Here is an 18,534-nt window from a genome sequence, read left to right on the forward strand (position 1 = left end):
AATACAGAATTTCCTGCGCTTCTTCGTTGCTATTTTGGAAGACTTTTTATTAGTGCCAAAAGCGCAAAAGCAATAGATCCAAGCGAAAAAATAATCGTGAACCACGGCTTATCAGTAAAAAAATAGGCGTCTAAATAACGACCAGCAAATACGCCAGCAACAATTGTCACTAACATCTGAAATGCTGCTCCGAGGAATTTTTGGTATGAATTCATATTCATCTAAAATTATCCAATTTTCGGGAAGATAAATCGTAAATTTGAAAATAGTTCTTTTGAACCTTATGCACAGGAGTATTGCCCTTTTATTTCTAGCTCTCAGCACCTGGTCTTGTTCCCAATACAGCAACAAGCCCATGGCGGTTGCATTCCACAACGTAAATGCGAAATATAATGCTATTTGGCAGGGGTCAAGATTAGATAAGGAATTACAGAAAAAATGGATAGACGGACAAAAGGAAAACTTTACTACCACCTTACCTATCATCATTCCGCGGGATTCCAGCTTTAAACAAGGGAATGAAAAAGACATTAAAGAGTTAATCCGAAAGGCTTCTTTGGTCATCGACCGGCACCAAAATTCGCATTACATGATTGATGCCTATTTGTTAATTGGACGTGGACGACTCTATCAAAACGACCTAAAGAATGCCATTGAGACATACAAATACGTCAATTCACTCGAAATTCAACCTGAGGCCTTATTAGCCTTGTATGAGATTTACTTACAGCAAAGGGAATTTGTTGCCGCAGAAAAAATAGCAGAATTCTTGAGCGAAAACCCTTTAAACTCCATCGAGAAAAAGCAATTTCTGCTATTAAAAGCCTATTCCTATCAGCTCTTAAATGAACCTATCAAGGCAGTAGCCATTCTGCAAGAAGCGTCCAAATACCTACAAAAAGGAAACGAAAAGGCGCGTATTTCATTCATCATGGGCCAGCTATTCGCTGACAACAATCAGCCTGCTTTAGCGATAGAAAGTTACAAAGTTACGATTAGAAACAAGCCTGCTTACGACCTACAGCTACAAGCAAGCCTAGCCATTCATCAATTAGAGGGAAACCTGGACGCCTTGGAAAAGATGTTAAAAGACCCGAAGAACGAGGAGAACAAGTGGGCCATCTATGTCAAAATAGGTCAATACTTCTATGCTAAAAAGGACTTTAAAAAGGCGAAAGAGAATTGGGAAAAAGGGGGTGAAAATAACCCAAATAAGGGCGAGTTATATTTTCAACTAGGTGGACTTTTTGCGAGGCAAATGAAAGAATATAATTTGGCCGCTCATTACTACGATAGTGCAGCGACCCACCTTTCTCCCTCGCATATTGATTATGCGAAAGCTCAAAAACTAAAAAAATCGTGGGGAAGCTTTACTGAACTTTCTCAGCAAATTGACTTGCAAGACTCTTTGCTCAAACTAGCTAATCGCAGTCCATCGGAGTTACATGAACTATTTTTAAAACAACAAAAGGACACCGTCAAGAAAGTAAACCTGCCCACCGTTGTTTCTACCCCCATTTTCACCAGACGTAGCTTTTCAGCAGATCAACAAAATTTTTACTTTAATAACGAGCAAGCGCGAATCCAAGGTAGCATCGAGTTTAATAACCGCTGGGGCAATAGAAACTTGGAAGATTTTTGGAATAGAAAAAACAAGAACGCTGCGATGGCACAAGCCGTCGTGAATACAACGATGGCTGAAAAAGCAACGGGGGATGCTCCGGACCTCAAAGGTCAAGCCGAAGAAACTTGGTTGAAAGCGCTACCTATGAGCCAATCATCCAAGTTAAAAGCGACAAAAACAAGGGAGGAATCATTGTTTAAATTAGGCAAATTAGCCCGATTTGAATTAGGGGAGAATACGTTAGCTAGCACCACTTTAACCCGATTATTGCGGGAGTTTCCTAGTACGGGTTTTGAAGCAGAAACCCTGTATTTACTCTATTTAAGCACGGATGGATCTACCAAATCAACGTATCGGTCCAGCTTATTTGAACGCTATCCTAGTTCTTATTTCAAGACGATGATCCTAAAACTTGAAAACGGAACGCTATCTGATAACAATGAAATCGTAGCGCAAAAAAAATATGAAGACGCGCTTATCCGTTTTGAATCAAAAGATTTCAAAACAGCGTTTGAAGGGTGCCAAATGATCCAACTAAAATATCCGGGTAGCAAATTGGAAGATAAAATTGTATTTTTAATGGCGCTTAGCAAAGCTGGCTTGCAGGAAACCCAAGAATGTAAAAATATTTTAACAGAATTTATAACCACTTTTCCTTCTAGCCCACTCCTACCGGAGGCGTCGGAACTACTAAAGTTGATCAACAAATGATTGAATTTAATAAAGAATCTAAGGTAAATAGAGTTCGCTTAGCCTATAAAATATTTGGCGGAACGTTCTTATTTATGGTGTTGTTTATTGCGGCAGTCAATTATAATTTCCTTTGGCTTTTTGGGGGAATGCCTAGTTTACAAGAGTTAGAAAACCCGAAGAGTCAAGAAGCATCCCTGCTCATCTCAGAAGATGGAGAGGAAATCGGAAAGTATTTTCGGGAAAATAGAAACCCGGTTGAATTCGAAGAACTATCCCCCATTCTTGTCAATACGTTAATCGCGACAGAAGATGCACGTTATGTCAGCCATTCTGGCATTGATGTAAGATCCATGGCTCGGGTTATATTCTCCTTGGGGACCTCCGGTGGTGGCAGTACGATTTCACAGCAATTAGCTAAAAATTTATTCCACACGCGTTCATTAGAATATGGAGAAGATGATCCCGTTTACCTAGGTTTGTTAATGAAAGTGGGGGGATTAAAAACCGCTATTGCCAAAATAAAAGAGTGGATTTTAGCCATTAAATTAGAACGTCGCTACACAAAGCAAGAGATTTTGGCGATGTATTTAAATGAGGTTAGCTTTGGAAATAATGCATACGGCATACAAGTGGCGTGTCGAACCTATTTTCAAAAAAATATTCAAACCATTACGTATCCAGAGGCAGCAACGCTGATTGGACTTTTGCAAAACCCCTCCTTGTACGACCCTAGAATCCGCCCGGAACGGACCTTAGCGCGTCGCAATACTGTTTTAAGTCAGCTAGCAAAATATGACTACTTAACGGAGGAGGATGCAGAAAAGATGAAGAGCTCTCCACTGAATTTAAAGTATAAAGTGGAGAACCAAAATACGGGCGCAGCACCTTATTTACGAGAATCCATTCGAAAAGAGTTAGTCAACATCATCCAGGAAATCAACAAAGATCGACCGGAAGACCAGCAGCTTAACCTATATACAAGTGGGTTGAGAATCCACACGAGTATCGATTCCCGCATGCAGAAATATGCTCAAGATGCAGTGCAAGAACATATGAGAGCACAACAAATTGCATTTAATCAGCACTGGGCGGGTAGAAACCCTTGGGTGAATGAGAGAATGCAAGAGATCAAAGGGTTCCTCATTTCGGCTATGAAAAGGACGGAACGCTATCGAGATCTGATGGAAGCCTATAATAATGATGAGTTTAAGGTGTGGGAGGAGCTAAAACGTCCCGTAAAAATGACCGTTTTCTCATACCATGGGGATATTGATACCACGATGAGCCCATTGGATTCCATGCGCTATTACAAGCGCATTTTGAATCTAGGAATGATGTCCATGGACCCTACAAATGGGCACGTAAAAGCCTGGATAGGTGGCATTAACTACAAGTATTTTAAATACGACCATATTTCCCAAAGTAAGCGTCAACCCGGCTCGACCTTTAAACCTTTCGTGTATGGCGCGGCGATTGAAAATGAAATTGCTACACCTTGCGACCGGTATGTAGATGAACCGGTGACTTTTGGGACAGAAGACGGCTTAACGAATGATACCTGGACTCCGCAAAACTCGGATGGCAATTATAGTTACGAAAGCCTAAGCCTACGTAGGGCCATGGGTCGTTCGATTAATACCATTTCGGCCAAATTAATGAAAGCACTTGGACCCAGTAAAGTGGCCGATTTTGCCCACAAAGCTGGTATTACTAGTTCCTTGTACGAGGGTCCCTCGTTATGTTTAGGCACATCAGAAGTTTCCGTTTATGAACAAGTAGCTGCCTATTGCTCTTTTGCTAACGGGGGGGAAAGAATTGACCCCATCATTATCTTAAAAATAACAGACAAAAACGGGGTCGTATTGCGCGAGTTTTCACCAAACGCCAAGGCCGTAATGAAGCCTGAAACGGCCTACCTGATGACATTTATGTTGCAAGGTGCCGTCAGAGAACCTGGTGGAACGGCTCAAGGGTTAAACAGTAGTTCCATTGCTTCAGGAAATGAAATTGGCGCGAAAACGGGAACTACCTCGAACTATTCAGATGGCTGGTTTATGGGTGTTACCCAAAAGTTAGTGACCGGCGTATGGGTAGGCGGAGACGATCGAAGCATTCACTTCCGAAACATTAGTTTAGGCCAAGGGGCTAAAATGGCCATGCCTGCTTTCTCTAAATTCATGGAAAAAGTCTATGCAGACCGATCACTTGCCCTAGATGGGTACCACAAAATGCCCTTTACTAAACCCGCCAATATGGCCTTTGACTTTAGTTGTGTAGGAGGAGTGAAAGCGGACTCCACTGCCACTCCATCAACGGATATCGAAATACTTGAATGAGAATTGTAGCCCTTGTTATCATTACCCTGATTGCCGTCTCTTGTAGTTCTAAAAAAAGCGGCGAAGAACTTGCTAAGGAAAATTGTAGCTCTTGTCACAAGTTCCCAGACCCAAGCCTTTTAGACAAAAAGACCTGGAATGATCAGGTTCTACTAGACATGTCCTATCGCTTAGGCATGCGTAATAAATTTGAATTAGCCGCTAAGATCCCTGAGGAGCAATTCCAAACCGCAGTGGCGATGAAAATCTATCCTGATACACCAGCGATGAGCGTAGAGGATTGGCAAGCCATCGTCGATTACTATGTAAGCAACGCACCTGAAAATCCATTGCCGCAAAAAGCGAAAAGCACCATCTCAAACAACCCATTCCATTTCAAACAAGAAGACTTTGTTTCGCCAACTCTGCAGGCAGGACACGTGACTTCTGTAAAAGTACACCCATCGAAATCCGAAGTTTGGGTAGGAATGAATACGAATGAAACACTTATACTAGATAGCAAACTTCACGTTAATTCTACACTTAGAACACCAAGTCCAAATGTCAACACCGCCTTTATTCAAGGAAAAACCTACCTGTTAAGTGTCGGGAAAATACTTCCAAATGATGAAAAAGTCGGGGATTTATTCCAAGTCAATACTTCGGCCAAATTAACCAAATTAGTCGATGGACTGAAACGTCCGGTAGATATGCAAGTATCCGATTTTAATGGTGATGGTACAGCTGATTTTCTACTCTGCGAATATGGGTTCCAAGCAGGTCAACTGGTATGGGTGGATGGGAAAACGAAAGAAAGGCACGTGTTAAAATCACAACCGGGTTCTCGAAATGTTGTCATTAAAGATTATTCGAAAGATGGCAAACCAGATATCTTGGTTTTGATGGCAGAGGCGAAAGAGGGAGTCTCTTTATTCATCAACAAAGGGAATGGCTTATTTGTAGAAAAACCCTTGCTGCAATTTGATGTCATTTGGGGTAGCAGCTTTATGGAAGTCACGGACTTGAATAAAGACGGATTCGATGATATCATCATTTCTGCGGGGGACAATGCGGATAATTCCATCATTAAAAAGGCCTACCATGGCGTTCACGTCTTTTTAAATGACCAAAAGAACAATTTCAAGGAAGCCTACTTTTATCCTGCCCACGGGGCCACTAAAACCCTCGCGCGAGATTTTGATGCCGATGGAGACATAGATCTAGCCATGATTGCATTCTTCCCAGAGAATGAACAGGGTAAAAACGAATCTTTTTTATACTTCCAAAACCAAGGAAAGTTACAATTTAAAGTCAGCAATTTGAACTTACCTGATGATGCTCGTTATATGGCCATGGATGCAGGAGATTTCGACAAAGATGGCGATATTGATCTTTTATTGGGAAATTTTCAATTTGGAAAACCAAAGCCAGGCGTTAAACTAACACCTGGCCTTCAGATTAGACTCTTACGAAATACGATTCGTTAATTCAGTTTTGCTCCCTTCGGGATGAACGCTTGAGCGCTGGCGCTTTGGCTTAAATAAGACGAGCCATAGTTCCAATCCATCTTTTGTTTGTGTCCATTCAAGGTATAGTTGAACGACGCACCAGGCTTTACAGCTGCCTTGACAAAAGAGCCCTGAGGCTTAAATACTTTCATTGGTCCTCTGTTCTGCATAGCGATAAAGGCTAATTCTGAACCGACTTGAATACCCACTAGGGATTTTGCATCTGCAGGCACCATCATCCCCGAATTCTGCGCATAAGTAAAGCCTTTGCCATTGCCTAAAAGAACCCCACCATTCGACGCATCGTAGCGACCCATCGCCACTTCATTCGCAAAGTTATTACCCACGAATACGATATCTAAATAACCATCCGCATTCACGTCCAATATCTGCATACCATTCAATGAAGACAGTTGCGCCATATCTGGCAAAGCCTTCGCTTTAAAATGCCCGCCACCTAAATTCTCGATATACATCGAGGCATTTTCGGTGAAAGATAATTTAGACGCTTTCACCTTTTCTTTCTCTGTCAGGAAATCATCCTGTGTAATCTTGCCATAGTCTTTGTAGTAAACCCAGCGCTGACGAGTCGAATTCAGTTGTTTATGTACGTCATCTTTGCCAAATAAAGGTGCAGAAACGGGCACTCCCGCCGCACTTTGGAAATAAACGAATGGAAACACATCATATACCCCATTCCCATCTATGTCACCGTGCAATACATCCACCGGCTGTTTTGAATTCGCACGTAACAAGGTATTCTTACCCATATTACCCGCCACTAAATCCATATCTCCATCCTGGTCAAAATCCGCCGCAGCCACAGAACCCCAAAGTCCCGTCATCTCCTCTAATCCCGTCTTTTCTACCTTAACTAAATGTCCTTTTTCGTTCTGATAAATTTGAATCGGCATAAACTCCCCAGCCACCACTAAATCTGACCAGCCATCGTTATTCAAATCCGTCCAAATCGCATCACAAGCAAGCGCCGGTTTCAATAAATCAGGAGCCCATTTAGCTGTCGCATCCGTATATTTTATCGATCCTGCTTTCGAATCATTGCGCAATAAACGAGATGGAGTTCCTTGAGGATAGGAGAACGGAACATTTCGTCCACTCACATAAAGGTCTAAATCCCCATCCTTATCAAAATCCACCGCTCTCACGGCCGCATTACTCTCTGTGAAACTAGGTAAAGCGGATGCGGCTAAACTAAAGTTTCCTTTTCCATCATTCGCATAGACCACATCCTGGAAGTTAGACGCTCCTATTTGACTCTCTGTACCCCCTCTGGCAATATATAAATCCAAATCCCCATCCTTATCCATATCAATCAAGAGCGAACCTAAATCCTCCCCTAATTTTTCCTTTTTCTCCGCTGTTCCCTCCAGAAATTTCGCCACGAATTTTCCACTTGCCTGTTGTAAGTAGAAAATACCTGAGTAAAACTTAGCGCCTCCCACGAAGAAATCCTCTAAACCATCGCCATTCACATCCCCCACTGAAGCTCCTGGCCCCAGTTGAGACATTTTGAATGGAATTAAACTCTGGTAGTTAAAATCGATAAAATCATATTCCTTGTGCACATCCGTTAACTGCATTTGATCAGTTACGTCTTGCATTAAAGGTGCTTGCTGCTGATATAAAGAAACATAAGGCTGCTTAGCATCGGATAATTTTACCTTTAAAATTTGATCTATACCCGGCTTTGTGATCACCTGCATGGAATCATTTGGCCAAATAACCCGCAATTCTTTAATCTTCTGCTTCGAACCTAAACCGATATGGGCTACCGCCTCAACGCTAGACAAATAGCCTCTATAGGGAGAATTCTCGTAATAGAAATACGTGCCATCCGCATAAACACCTTCGATACGGGTACCGATTCCTTGCGTATTTTGGCCCTTACCTTCAAACTTCACCCGCAAATAATGCCCTTTATCTGCATTCGTTTCTACCGTGTTATTTTTATAAACAAAAGCCTCGTCATTGATATTATTCACGACGTAATCGAGGTCACCATCATTATCTAAATCCCCATAGGAAGCCCCATTCGAGAAAGACGGACGCTGGATTCCCCACGCCGCACTCACATCGTCAAAGTGCATTCCACCCTTATTCTTGAAGGCATAATTATTCACTTTAATCACAGGCATTTGCGCTAAAAGAATCGCATCAGATGCTAATCGAGCAGAGTTCGCCCGGTATAACATAAAATCACGATCCGTCACGTCACGCGGGAAACCATTCGTGATCATCAAATCACGGAAACCATCATTATCAAAATCCGCTAAGGATGGACACCAGCTCCACTCCGTCTCAGCAACACCAGCTAACAAACTAATCTCCTGGAAAGGTGCCGGAGAACCATCTGCTTTTTTCCCGGCATTTAATTGCAAGGAATTGCGCATATACTGGTAAGTATACCCGTGTAAATCACTGTTTTGATAAGATTGGTAGCTATTAGGCGGCGCTAATTGCTTCTTACGCTCGTTGTCCTTTGGCAACATATCCAAAGCCACGATATCCGGCCGTCCATCATTATTGATATCCGCCACGTCGTTACCCATGGCGGACAAACTAGTATGTTTGAAATACGCTTTGGCCTGATCCGTAAATGTGCCATCGTGGTTATTGATGTATAAAATATCATCCGACACGTAATCATTCGTCACATAGATATCTGGCCAGTTATCTTGGTTGATATCACAGATATTAATCCCTAAACCATAGCCTTCAATGGTAATACCAGCCTCTTTCGACACATTCGTAAACACCGGATGATTTTTCTCTTTCGACCAATCATTGCGGTACATACGATCCGTATTCGGATACGATCCATCCGTCACTTTAGGGCGGTATAAGGAAGGAACTTGATCAATTACATCTGTCAAAACATAGAGATCTAAATCTCCATCCCGATCATAATCAAAGAAAGCCGCGTGCTCGCTATGGCCATTGTCGTTAATTCCATACTCGGTAGCCATTTCTTTAAAGCTTGGTTTCCCGTCTTTAATTCCTTGGTTAACGAAAAGCATATTCTGGCGATCACGCTCTGCATTCTTCATCGTTACAGAAACATACACATCTAATAATCCGTCGCCATTAATATCGACCAAACTAACACCTGAACACCAGCGGTCTTTTGTATCTAAACCAGCAGACTTTCCTAACTCCTCAAACTTCATCTCACCCTTGTTCAAGTAAAGCGTAGCATTCGCTTGAGAGCCTGAGAAAATAACATCTAACAGCCCATCATTATTAAAATCACCCATACCCACACCGCTTCCGTTGTAGAGGTATTCATACTTCAAAATAGATAAAGAATCGTTCTCTACGATCTTATTTGAAAAATGAATACCGGTATCATCACCGGATAAAAGCTCGAAAGTTGTGGCGTTTTTACAAGAGTAAACTAGCAAGGTACTAGCTAATAATAAATAGACGTAAATAGGCTTCATAAGGCATTTTTAAACTTAAGCGAAAATAAAAAAGGTGGGATTAATATCCCACCTTTTTTAAGAAAAATTAGAACAAATTAATATCCTGCGTTTTGCTTCAATACTGAAGAACCTTGGATATCGATTTGAGCTTGTGGGATAGGTAAATACTTATCCGTAGCTTGGTAAGAAGCTCCACCAAACTTAGTTACTAAGAATTTAGACTCATACGATAAATATGCATTTAACGTAGTAACGTCTGTACCCCAACGAACTAAGTCGAAGAAACGGTGACCTTCTGTAGCTAATTCTAACATACGCTCCATACGAACTGCCTTTTGAGCAGTAGCCTTGTCAGCAAATGCTGTGTAAGGTGCGATTACATAGTTAGCCTCAGCAACTCCACCTTTCATTACGAAACCAGCAGGGTTAGCTGCACGATTACGAACTTGGTTGATGTAACCTAAAGCAGTAGTTAATGAACCAGCTTCGATTTCAGCCTCAGCAGCCATTAACAATACGTCAGCAAAACGAATGATGTTGAAGTTCATTGTTGCATAACCACGTGTCCAAGAAGAACCATCTGTTAATGTATTCTCTTGACGCTTGTAGTAAACGTATTTCTTAGGTGAGTAAGGACCTGCATACGTTTGATCACGAATCCAGTTCTTACCAGGGTGCTCGATCCAGTCTAAGTATTGGATACCACGACGACCGATAGTGTGGTCAATACGTGGATCTAATGGATCTGTATCCTCTGTAAATGCAGCAGATGAAGCGATTTTAAAGTCATTCTTCACTGCATTTGTAGCAGAGTTATAATCTGGAGCACCAGCTGTTTCAGTTAAGATAGGTAAACCGTTAACTGTACGATACGCATTCGCTAAAGAGAATGATGGCTGGAAGAATCCGCAGCAGTTACCTGGACCGTCAGAACCCGTGTTGTATGGGTAGTTCAAGTCATCGAAACCGTTCGCGTTATTTACGTTACCTGTGTTCATCGAAGATTGGATAGCGAAAATAGCTTCTTCGTTGTTATCATTCTCCGCATTGAAGATTTCAGCAAACTTAGGAACTAAACCGTATTTCTTACCATTCGTAGTTACACCGTTAGCGATAACGTCAGTAAACTTAGCTTTCGCATCAGCAAACTTTCCTTGGTACAATAACGCTTTTCCTAAATAAGCTTGAGCAGCCCATTTGTTCGCGCGACCTGCAGAAGAAGACGTAGCTGGCAAGTTTGCATAAGCAAACGCAAAGTCAGCTTCGATCTTATCCCAGAATGCTTCTGTGTTAGCTACTTTTTCGATTCCTTTTCCGTAATCTTGTGTCTCATCAACATAAGGAACAGAGTTGAATAACTTCTTCAATTCGAAGTAGAAGTGACCACGTAAGAAACGTGCCTCACCGATGATACGAGTCTTATCTGCAGCAGATAATTCTTTCGAACCATTTGCTAAGTTGATAGTCGCATTACAACGAGCAATACCCTCGTATTTTGCTTGCCATGTAGAGTTCAAGTCACCATCAGTTGGTTGAACTTCATAACGTTGCATAGGGTTGATTGACGTAAAGTCACCCGCATCCGTACCTTTGTTGTTCTCACCACCACGGATAGAACCCCATACCCAGTTATTACCTGCTGCAAGACGAGTATATCCTTTTGCAGCTAACTGAGCGTAAGCACCAATTAAGGTACCTTCTACACCTTCTTTAGAAGATAATTGCGCTTGAGCCAAAGAGGCTGTAGGCGGAACTTCTAAAAACTGGTCCTTACAAGCGAAGGTCAACGTAAGAGCTGACACACTCACTAAAGCGATTCGCTTAAAAATCTGATTATTTTTCATTTTTTTATTCATTAAATATGGCTTTCGCTAATTAAAAAGTCAAGTTGATAGATGCGTTGAATGAACGAGTCACTGGGTAGTTACCCACATCAATACCAAATCCTGTATCCGCAGCACCACCTACACCTGGATCTAAACCTTTGTATTTAGTTAGAGTGAAGATGTTGTTAGCTGATAAAGTGAACTTCGCACGCTTGATACCTAACTTAGATGTGTAGTTCTTAGGAATGTTATAACCTAAAGAGATGTTTTGAATACGAATGTAATCACCATCTTCTACATACCATGAGTTAGCAGCACCTGAAGTAGACATGTTTGAGTTTGATTCCCAAATCGGAGCAGCAGCGCTGTTTCCTAATTCTGGAGTCCATGATTGCTTCGCACGCTCACCTTTACCTGATCCTTCAAACGTTCCGAAGAAGTCTGTAAACCACTTAGATTGGTTCCAAATTTTGTTTCCAGCAGAAGCATATAAATACGTTGCGAATTCAAAATCTTTGTAAGTCAAACCTACATTGATACCACCTGTGTAAGTTGGTACTGGAGAACCTAAGAATGTACGGTCATCGGTCGTGATTTTACCATCACCGTTGATGTCAGCATAACGGAAACGACCTAAGCCTTTACCATCTTGTGCTGGAGAAGAAGCTACTTCAGCAGCTGAGTTGAAGTAACCGATCACTTGGTAACCGTAGAAAGAAGATAGAGAACGACCTACTTCCATACGTACTGGCGTGATTCCACGGAATGCACCACCTGTTAAGTTCGTGATACCTGGAGCAAATGCTACGATTTCGTTCTTCAAGAATGAGTTATTGAATGTTAATTCATATTTCAAATCTGAAGTTAAGTTACCACGGTTGATGATTTGGAAATCAATACCTTGGTTACGCATCTTAGCAACGTTTACTGAAGGTGCAGAAGCTGAGTTACCTACAACCGCTGGAAGAGGTACGTTGAATAATAGATCACGCGTATCTTTTCTCCAAACGTCTAATACGATTTCCCACTTACCGTTGTAAAGAGTTGCATCAAAACCAATGTTCATTGTTTCTGAAGTCTCCCACTTAGCAGCTGGGTTACCAATACGAGAACGGAAGTATCCTTCGTTCGCTCCTGATGATTGACCATCAATTGCATAGAATGAAGTACCACGGTTAGCCGCATATAAAGAGTACTGGTTAGCTGGGTCTACGTTATTTGAGTTACCCATTAAACCCCAACCACCACGGATTTTTAAATCAGAGATAGCAGGAAGATCTTTCATGAATTCCTCAGATGTTACTCTCCAAGCAGCAGATACTGCAGGGAAGATACCATAACGATTCTCAGAACCGAAACGAGATGATCCGTCACGACGAACAACTCCAGTTAAATAATACTTCTCATTGAAGTTATAATCTAACTTAGAGAATAAAGAGTAGAAATTAACACCTGAATACAAACCTGAGTTAACTACAGGAGATTGTACAGATGATAAAGTTACGAAATCCGTATCCATTGAGAATGGATTGATACCTGAACCAGAGATCTGACGACCAGCACCTGTGTTCAATGCTTCCATACCTACTAACGCTTTAACACCATGTTTTCTCCATTGGTATTTGTAAGCAGCTGTATTTGTGAAAGTATAAGCGAAGTTATAACCTGATCCTTCATAGAATGAGTTAGAAGCCTCTGGCTCTGAATCACCTAAGTATTTGTAGTTATAATCTTTGTATGCATAACCTGCATATTGACCACCGATTGAAGATTTGATAATTAAATCTTTGATTGGCTCATACTCAACGTATACGTTACCAAATGCAGACGCATTGTAGTTGTTATCGTTTGAGTTGTTACGTAAGATTTGACGAACTGGGTTACGTGGGTTGTTAAAACCTGCAGCCTTAGTAGATGCAAAGCTTCCGAACTCATCGTAAACTGGAATCGCAGTAGGCATACGGTAAGCAGATAAGATTACTGACTCATCAGCAGCTACACCTAAACCGTTGTTACCACCCGCTTGACCACGTACTGAACGATATGTCATTTGGATGTTTTCTCCTACACGTACTTTCTTTCCTAAATCAAATTCTGAGTTGAAACGTGCTGAATAACGCTTGAAATCATTTTGAATTAAGATACCTTGTTGCTCTTGTCCAGATAAACCTAAGTAGAAACGACCAGTTGAAGTTCCACCTTGAATACCTAATGAGTGACGCATTGTAGTACCAAAACGAGTGATTTCATCATACCAGTTAGTACCAGCTTTGTTTGTTTTGATTACGAATGTGTTCAATGGATTAGAAGCGAAAGCTGCTTGAGCAGCTGCCATATCACCAGAGTTCACACCATTTGCGCCATTGAAGTGCAAGTAAGTAGGTAACGTAGCTTGCGCTGAAGTTCCATACTGAGGGTGAGTATAACCTACTGCAGTTCCGTTAGCCGCCGCGTTATTACGGTATGCTACGTGAGTCCAGTCTGCTTGCTCCTGTGGAGTTAACATTTTAGCTACACCACCTACGTTAGGATCAGTACCACCGTACAATCCATCATAAGTAACAGTGATACCTTTGTTACGCGTACCACGCTTCGTAGTGTAAACGATTACACCATTCGCTGCACGAGCACCATAGATAGAAGCCGCTGCTGCATCTTTCAAGACAGTAGTAGACTCGATATCATCTGGAGAAAGGAAATCAGTTGTTCCTACAGGAACTCCATCAACAACATACAATGGCTCGTTACCACCAAATGCACCGAAACCACGTACACGGATGATACTGTTCGTACCTGGTTGTCCGTTAGTGATCAAAGTAACACCGGCTACACGACCTTGTAATTGTTGCTCTACGTTACCTGAAGGTGCGATTTGCAAATCCTTCGCTTTAACGATAGAAGCAGCAGCAGTTGACTCTTTCTTGTTAGTTACTGAGTAACCTGTTACGATTACCTCATCTAACTGAGAGTTATCTTCTGCTAACGTTACATTAATAGAAGATTGAGAACCTACTGTAATTGATTGAGACTTGTAACCTACAGCTGTAATGTTTAAAACAGCTGTTGCAGATTTAACAGTTACAGAGAATGCACCGTTAACATCTGTAGTAGCTCCTGTGTTTGTTCCTTTTACTAAGATACTTACACCCGGAATTCCCTGAGAATCTGTCCCAGAGACTTTACCTGTAACCTTACGGTCTTGGGCAAATGACGAAAAGCTTCCTAGCATCACTATCGCTAGCAAAAGAAAGCTTCGTAGACTTTGGTAAAAATTGTTTTTCATAATAAAGATTAAGTTAGTTTTTAAATTAAATTTTGGGTTTCATGTGTTAAAGTTCGATAGGCCTCCTTTCTGATAATGGTTGATAATTCATTTTAAACTTTTAAATAGGTTTATTCGTCAAACAAATTCTTTAAATAGTACAACATAGAGCAGATAACGATTCGGAAATAGAATACCTTTCATAACTATGCTACACTATTACATACTGTCAAATATGTCCAATTCTTACAACCTGCACAAGTTTTCGCAAGATATTTTTTCATTTTTTTTATTTTAAATAGAAGTATTCTCTTAATAGGCTCTCAGGAGGCCTATTTGATCAGTTGAATACAATACAGAAGACGTCTTTGGTCGGCAGAATTGCGGTTTTTGTCGTGATTTTACCTTGTCTTAATCACCTGATAACAGAGAGGTAATCTGAATAAATGAAAGAAGTAGTCACCTTAGATAATTACAAAAAACACAAAGAAGAGATTTTTGCTTATTTTTGGACTATGTCTACTTTTGACCCTAAATCTATCCTACCTACCCTACCCGAAGATCCAGGGGTGTACCGCTACTTTGATGAAAGCGGAACCATCATATATATCGGAAAGGCCAAGAATTTAAAAAACAGGGTTAGTTCTTATTTCACGAATACAAAAGGTAAGGATAACAAGACGAGGCGACTGGTTTCACAGATTCGCAAGCTAGAGTTCACGATTGTTCACTCGGAGTTTGATGCCTTGCTTTTAGAGAATACGCTCATCAAGCAGTTTCAGCCGAAGTATAACATCCTATTAAGGGACGATAAGACCTACCCGTTTATTTGCTTGACTAGGGAGCGTTTTCCTCGCTTAATTACAGAAAGGAGAATTAATCATTCCTTGGGAACGTTTTTTGGACCTTATGCGAATCCGAAATTAATGAATGCCCTGCTTGAGATGTTGCACCAGCTGTATCCACTGCGGACTTGTGCACTTAATTTAAAAGAGGCGAACGTAGAAGCGGCGAAATACAAGGTTTGTTTAGAATACCATATAGGGAATTGCAAAGGGCCTTGTGAGGGTTTAGAGCAGGAAGCTCGGTATATGGAGTACATTGATCAGGTGTCGCAGATTTTGAAAGGCAATTACCAGAAAGCAAAGACTTTTTTTATTGGCCAAATGCAGGATGCCTCCACCCGCCTCGCTTTTGAACAGGCGCAGGAGTGGAAAGAAAAGTGGCAGCTATTGGAAAACTTCCAGGCAAAGTCGACTGTTGTAAATCCGTCTATTCACGATGTGGATGTGTTTTCAATTGTGTCAGACGAGTCTTTGGCCTATATTAATTTCATGAAAGTCATTAACGGGACGATTTTACAGTCGCAGACCTGGGAAGTAAAAAAGAAATTAGAAGAGGACGAAGCGGAGTTGTTGACCATGTTAATTTGGGAGAAGCGCGATCAGTTTCAGAGTAAGGCCAAAGAAATTATTACCAACATCCCCATGTCGATCGAATTCGAGGGCGCGAAAAATACGCTGCCGAGTCAAGGCGACAAGCGGAAGCTCTTGGATATGTCTTTGAAGAACGTCTTGTACTTTAGAAAAGAGAAGGCGGATCGCAAGGCGGCGGAAGAAAGTGGTGGCGATCGCAAGATGCGCGTGATGATTAAGTTGAAAAACGATTTGCGCCTGAACGACTTGCCTAAACACATTGAATGTTTCGATAACTCGAACTTGCAAGGCACAAATCCGGTTTCTGCGATGGTGTGTTTCAAGAATTCGCTACCGTCTAAAAAGGATTACCGCACGTTCACGCCAAAAACGGTCGAGGGTCCAGATGATTTTGCCACCATGTACGAGGTGATTACCCGTCGATATACACGACTTTTAGAAGAAGAAGCTGAATTGCCTGATTTGATTATTGTCGATGGAGGAAAGGGGCAGTTAAGTTCTGCTTGCGATGCTTTGAAAGCGATCGGGTTGTACGGTCAAATCCCTATTATCGGCATCGCGAAGCGTTTAGAGGAGATTTATTTCCCAGAGGATAGCTTGCCATTATATATAGATAAGAAATCGGAGTCACTGAAACTGATTCAGCAGTTGCGGGATGAGGCCCACCGATTTGGGATTACGGCGCACAGAAATAAGCGGAGCAAGAATTTTATTGTATCGCAGTTAGAAACGATGGACGGAATCGGGAAGTTGACGGCGACTAAGTTGTTGAAAGCTTTTGGGACGGTGGCGCAGCTGAAGGAAGCGTCGGAAGAGGATTTGGCCAAAGTACTGGGCAAAATGAAAGCCCTCAAATTCAAAAAGCAATTAGAAAACCTCTAGTATTCTGATTTGAACTGATCCACCTCGATCGCGCGGAAGTTTCGATACACTTGCAATACAATCGCTAAGGCAATCGCCATCTCGCAAACACCCACGACTAAGACGAATATACTCAGATATAAGCCTTGCAAGGATGGATCATTTTTCGAAAAGGCGACCAAGTTCAAATTTGCCGCATTCAAAATCAATTCGATTCCCATTAAAACGAAAATCGTATTCTTCTTCACTAGTAAAATCGATAATCCCGTCGCAAACAGAAACGCAGATACCCACAAGAAATAGATTACCGGAATATCAGTCATGGCTTTTCGCGACAAAGGTGGCACCTATTAAGGCAATTAATAAAAATACACCAGCTAATTCGAACGGAAAGGCATATTCAGTCAATAAGCCTAGACCTACTTCTTTCAATTTAGAATCGCCGGTCACCGGCAAATTATTGATCCAAGGTCCTTTTGTGAATAACCAAAAAAGGCCTAAGAAAAAGGATAATCCAATCGAAAAAGGCAACAATCGACTCGATTCCCGCGTCATCAAGTGATTCTTCCCGGTGGCTGAGTCTGTTTGATTTGTTAACATGATCCCAAATAAGATCAAGATTAACACCCCTCCCACATACACTAATAAGTGAGCTACCGCTAAGACGTCCGCATAAGCTAAGACATATAATCCGGCTAAACCAAGCATCGTTAAGAACATGGCCAAAGCCGCGTGCAACAAATTCTTCGTCCACAACATCGACAGCGCGCTTCCGCACGTCAATAGGGCTAACACCAAGAAAGCGAGAACTAAGGGACTCATTCTGCGTCAGGTTTAGGTTTCGGTTTGAAACTAGGCTTGAAGGCGGGTTTGAAAGCTGGTTTAGGTTTAGCTGGTACTTCGTCCGTGTTTGTTTGCTCGGTTTCGGTCTGAGCGGGTGCGGCCTGCATAGGTGCGGCCGGCTGCGGTGCGGCCTGCATAGGTGCGGCCATTTTCGCTGCCTCTTTTGCAGCTTCCTTCTCTGCCACGAATTGCTCGTAAAGAACGCGCTTTTCAGCCGCTTGTTCTGGCGTCAAGTTCGCAAATTCAAAGTTATGTTCCTTTACATCGAAGACGGAGAAATCGTATTCCGAAGTCATCGTCAAACATTCCGTAGGACAAACCGTAGTACAAAGGCCGCAGAAGCAACATTTGGACATATCAATATCGAATTTGGCGGCGTATAAACGAATAGGTGAACCGTCAGAAGCGGTTCCCACTAAACCCGTCGCTTTGATGGGGTCGATTTCAATACAATCCACCGGACAGACTTTCACACATTTATCACAGACGATGCAATCGTCCATTTCATTATGTAATTGGTAGCGTCCGTTAACGGGAGTAGGTATTTGTTGCTGGGGATATTGTAAAGTCACAATACCAGCCTTTTGATTAAAATAATCAGGATCTTGGACATTTTGGATGCTGCGCTGGTTCCGTGCAGCCCAAGCATGTTTCCACGTCAAAGCCATCCCCTTGCGCGTACTCTGAATTCCGTCCCAGATGGATTTAAAATATGCGTTCATC

Annotated in this window: 11 protein-coding genes; 4 read left to right on the top strand and 7 right to left on the bottom strand. The window is 41.9% G+C overall.

The annotated features are described in order from the left end of the window. Positions 1-29: 29 nt before the first annotated feature. Positions 30-215, bottom strand: coding sequence for an AtpZ/AtpI family protein (locus SKC37_RS10610; RefSeq protein WP_130894941.1), 186 nt, complete (start codon positions 213-215; stop codon positions 30-32). A 68-nt stretch (positions 216-283) separates the two neighbouring features. On the opposite strand from SKC37_RS10610, the gene porW reads away from it, so the two are divergent. From porW to SKC37_RS10625, 3 genes are read left to right on the top strand one after another with little or no spacing between them, the layout of a single operon-like run. Then, complete coding sequence (porW, locus tag SKC37_RS10615; RefSeq protein WP_377981450.1) at positions 284-2,335, top strand: type IX secretion system periplasmic lipoprotein PorW/SprE; 2,052 nt, start codon at positions 284-286, stop codon at positions 2,333-2,335. Further along, complete coding sequence (locus SKC37_RS10620) at positions 2,332-4,653, top strand: penicillin-binding protein 1A (protein WP_377981451.1); 2,322 nt, start codon at positions 2,332-2,334, stop codon at positions 4,651-4,653. Before porW ends, SKC37_RS10620 begins: the two co-directional genes overlap by 4 nt. Next, complete coding sequence (locus SKC37_RS10625; protein ID WP_377981452.1) at positions 4,650-6,119, top strand: FG-GAP repeat domain-containing protein; 1,470 nt, start codon at positions 4,650-4,652, stop codon at positions 6,117-6,119. Before SKC37_RS10620 ends, SKC37_RS10625 begins: the two co-directional genes overlap by 4 nt. Here the strand turns inward: SKC37_RS10625 and SKC37_RS10630 are convergent. The 3 genes from SKC37_RS10630 to SKC37_RS10640 form a co-directional block, all read right to left on the bottom strand. Further along, positions 6,116-9,601, bottom strand: a complete 3,486-nt coding sequence (locus SKC37_RS10630; protein ID WP_377981453.1) for a VCBS repeat-containing protein — start codon at positions 9,599-9,601, stop codon at positions 6,116-6,118. The genes SKC37_RS10625 and SKC37_RS10630 overlap by 4 nt on opposite strands. A gap of 77 nt (positions 9,602-9,678) precedes the next feature. Then, positions 9,679-11,427: a RagB/SusD family nutrient uptake outer membrane protein gene (locus SKC37_RS10635; protein WP_377981454.1), complete on the bottom strand. Its 1,749-nt coding sequence runs from the start codon at positions 11,425-11,427 to the stop codon at positions 9,679-9,681. A gap of 31 nt (positions 11,428-11,458) precedes the next feature. Next, the gene (locus SKC37_RS10640; RefSeq protein WP_377981455.1) at positions 11,459-14,692 is read right to left on the bottom strand and encodes a SusC/RagA family TonB-linked outer membrane protein; all 3,234 of its coding nucleotides are present in this window, start codon (positions 14,690-14,692) and stop codon (positions 11,459-11,461) included. A gap of 494 nt (positions 14,693-15,186) precedes the next feature. Between SKC37_RS10640 and uvrC the strand changes: the two genes are divergently transcribed. Beyond that, a complete protein-coding gene (uvrC, locus tag SKC37_RS10645; protein WP_377981621.1) occupies positions 15,187-16,989 on the top strand; it encodes an excinuclease ABC subunit UvrC in 1,803 nt (600 codons plus the stop codon). Here uvrC and nuoK read toward each other — a convergent pair. From nuoK to SKC37_RS10660, 3 genes are read right to left on the bottom strand one after another with little or no spacing between them, the layout of a single operon-like run. After that, positions 16,986-17,306, bottom strand: coding sequence for an NADH-quinone oxidoreductase subunit NuoK (gene nuoK, locus SKC37_RS10650; protein ID WP_377981456.1), 321 nt, complete (start codon positions 17,304-17,306; stop codon positions 16,986-16,988). The genes uvrC and nuoK overlap by 4 nt on opposite strands. Beyond that, positions 17,284-17,790 carry an NADH-quinone oxidoreductase subunit J family protein gene (locus SKC37_RS10655; RefSeq protein WP_377981457.1) on the bottom strand — a complete coding sequence of 169 codons (507 nt, stop codon included), beginning with the start codon at positions 17,788-17,790 and terminating at the stop codon, positions 17,284-17,286. The genes nuoK and SKC37_RS10655 overlap by 23 nt, the downstream gene beginning before the upstream one ends. Beyond that, the gene (locus tag SKC37_RS10660; RefSeq protein ID WP_377981458.1) at positions 17,787-18,533 is read right to left on the bottom strand and encodes a 4Fe-4S binding protein; all 747 of its coding nucleotides are present in this window, start codon (positions 18,531-18,533) and stop codon (positions 17,787-17,789) included. The genes SKC37_RS10655 and SKC37_RS10660 overlap by 4 nt, the downstream gene beginning before the upstream one ends. Position 18,534: the final 1 nt, after the last annotated feature.

Origin of the sequence: Aquirufa esocilacus (assembly GCF_042715595.1) — a bacterium.
Lineage (GTDB): Bacteria > Bacteroidota > Bacteroidia > Cytophagales > Spirosomataceae > Aquirufa > Aquirufa esocilacus.